General features: G+C 66.3%; 3 protein-coding genes. All 3 read right to left on the reverse strand.

The window, feature by feature from the left end:
• Nucleotides 1-1127 (reverse strand): L-arabinose isomerase family protein (locus ACVWY0_RS22145; RefSeq protein WP_485838610.1); only part of this gene is annotated, 1127 nt, incomplete at its 3' end.
• A 48-nt stretch (nucleotides 1128-1175) separates the two neighbouring features.
• Nucleotides 1176-1880, reverse strand: coding sequence for an L-ribulose-5-phosphate 4-epimerase (locus ACVWY0_RS22150; RefSeq protein WP_485838611.1), 705 nt, complete (start codon nucleotides 1878-1880; stop codon nucleotides 1176-1178).
• Nucleotides 1877-3027, reverse strand: a 1151-nt coding sequence (locus tag ACVWY0_RS22155; protein WP_485838612.1) for a ribulokinase, incomplete at its 5' end; no start/stop codon positions are given. The genes ACVWY0_RS22150 and ACVWY0_RS22155, both read right to left, overlap by 4 nt.

Here is a 3027-nt window from a genome sequence, read left to right on the forward strand (position 1 = left end):
CCGAGCGGGTGGATTTCGACGCGCGGTTTTGTGGCCGTCAGCGACGGGCAGACCTCGAGCATGTGTGCGCCCAGGATCTTCTCCGCGCCTGGCTCCAGGTGGTACGTGTAGTCCTCCATCAGGGAGGCGCCGCCGGGCAGGCCGGCGCCCATCACCTTGGCGGCGCGGACCAGAATGGCCGTCTTCCAGTCGCCCTCGGCGCCGAAACCGTAGCCGTCGGCCATGAGCCGCTGGACGGCCATACCGGGCAGCTGGCGCAGTTCGCCGAGGTCTTCGAAGGAGGTGGTGAACGCGGCGGAGCCGTTGGACTCAAGGAAGCTGCGCAGCCCCAGCTCGATCCGGGCACTGTAGCGCAGCGACTCGTGCCGGGCTCCCCCGGCCTTCAGCTCTGGTACCACCTCGTACAGGCGCTCGTACTCCGCAACCAAGGTGTCGACGTCGGACTCTGCGGCGCCGTGCACGGCGCCGGCGAGCTCGTTGACGGACCACGTGTTGACGGAGACGCCGAAGCGCAGCTCCGCTTCGGTTTTGTCCCCTTCGGTGACGGCCACGTTGCGCATGTTGTCACCGAAGCGGGTCAGTTTCAGGGTCCGGACCGCCGCCCAGCCTGCCGAAGCCCGCTGCCACACGCCCACCTGGCGGGAGACCTCCGGGTTGGACACGTGGCCCACCACGGTTTTGCGGGGAATGCCCAGGCGCGACTGGATGTAGCCGAATTCGCGGTCGCCGTGCGCGGCCTGGTTGAGGTTCATGAAGTCGAAGTCGATGTCCGCCCAGGGCAGCTCCACGTTTGCCTGCGTGTGCAGGTGCAGGAGCGGCTTGCGCAGCAGGTCCAGGCCCTGGATCCACATCTTGGCCGGGCTGAAGGTATGCATCCACGCCGTCACGCCGATCACGGAATCGTCCGAGTTCGCTTCGAGCGCGGTGCGGCGGATGGCGTCCGAATCGGTGAGGACCGGCTTCCAGACCACCTTGACCGGGACATCGGAGGAGGCGTTCAGGGCGGCGGCAATCTCCTGTGACTGGGCGGCGACCTGCTTGAGGACGTCCTCGCCGTAGAGGTGCTGGCTGCCGGTTAGGAACCAGACCTCGTAGTGGCCGAGGGACGTGCTGCTGGCGTTGTTCATGGGTTTTCTCCTGTGAAAGTCCGGTGAAGTGCTGGCAGTCCAGGCCGGCTAGCGGCCGTAGACGTTCTGGTAGCGGGCGTAGAGGGATTCGATCTTGGCCTGATCCATCGGCAGCGGCTCGCCGAGCTGCCGGGAAATGTGCACTGTCCGAGCCACTTCCTCGCACATCACCGCAGCCTTTACCGCGTCCCTGGCATCCTTGCCGATGGTGAACGGGCCGTGGTTCTGCATCAGCACCGCGGGTGACGTGGAGTTCCGGAGGGTTTCGACGATTCCCTGGCCGATCGAGTCGTCGCCGATCAGCGCGAACGGTCCCACCGGGATGCTGCCGCCGAACTCGTCGCTCATCATGGTCAGCACGCACGGGATCGCCTCGCCGCGGGCAGCCCACGCCGTGGCGTAGGTGGAGTGCGTGTGCACCACGCCACCCACCTCCGGCATATGCCGGTAGACGTACGCGTGCGCCGCGGCGTCCGACGACGGCGACAGCCCCGGGTTGCCCCACTCACCGTCGGCGTCGCCCGCCACGGGTACTCCATACAGGTCGGTGACCACCATCTGCTCGGGTGTGAGGTCATCGTAGGAAACGCCCGACGGCTTAATGACCATCAGGTCATGGCCTGGAACGCGCGCGGAGACATTCCCTGCCGTCCACACCACCAGCTCATAGCGGGTGAGCTCGGCGTGCAGGGCGGAGACCTCCTGCCGGATCCGGGCGATCGTTTTCAGCATGTTTGAAAGCCCGGTGCTCATTCGGAGGCTCCAGCAGCAACGAGTGTTTTGGTGGCATTGCGCTGGATGGCTTTGAGCCGGTGCATCACGTCATTGGCTCCCCTGCCGAAGTAGTCGTGGAGTGTCCGGTATTCCTGGAACAGTTCCTCGTAGGCGGCCACGTTCTCCGGGATCGGTGTGTAGACGTCGCCGGGTTCTGAGCCCATGGCCGCCGCGGCTTCGCGGATATTGGCGTACTTCCCGGCCGCAACGGCGGCGTGGATGGCCGAGCCCAGCGCCGGGCCCTGGTCTGATCCGATGGTGGAGAGCTGCAGGCCCGTGACGTCTGCGTAGATCTGCATGAGCAGCTTGTTCTTCAGCAGCCCGCCAGCCACGATGAACTCCTTGACCGGCACACCGGAATCGCGGAAGGCATCCACAATGGTGCGGGTTCCAAAGGCCGTGGCCTCAAGCAGCGCACGGTACGTGTCTTCGGGCTTCGTGGCGAGGGTCTGGCCCACCACCACGCCGGAGAGCTCGTGGTCCACCAGCACCGAACGGTTCCCCGAGTGCCAGTCCAGGGCGATGAGTCCGTGCTCACCGACAGCCTGGCGGGCGGCGAGTTCTGTCAGGTATTCGTGAATGCCCAGGCCTGCCGCGGCCGCCGCCCGGTGGTATTCCGGCGGGACACCGTTCTTGGTGAACCAGCCAAAGATGTCGCCGACGCCGGACTGTCCGGCTTCGTACCCCCACAGGCCCTCCACGATCCCGCCGTCCACCACACCGCACATGCCCGGCCCTTCGCGCAGATCTGAACCGTTCATGACGTGGCAGGTGGACGTACCCATGATGGCCACCAGCTGCCCCGGCTCCACTGCCTTTGCGGCCGGGGCCGTGACGTGGGCGTCCACGTTGCCGACGGCCACGGCGATGCCCGCAGGCAAACCCGTCCATCCGGCGGCCTCGGCCGTGAGGTAGCCCGCGGCATCGCCGAGCCGGCCGATGGTGTGTTCGAGTTTGGTGCTGACAAAGTCCTTGAACGCCGGGTTCAGGGCGGCCAGGAAGTCCTCGGACGGATAGCGGCCGTCCTGGTATATGCCTTTGTAGCCGGCGGTGCAGGCGTTGCGCACGTAGCTGCCACAAAGCTGCCAGACGATCCAATCGGCGGCCTCCACCCAGTGGTCCATCG

The sequence above is a fragment of the Arthrobacter sp. UYNi723 genome, assembly GCF_054057635.1.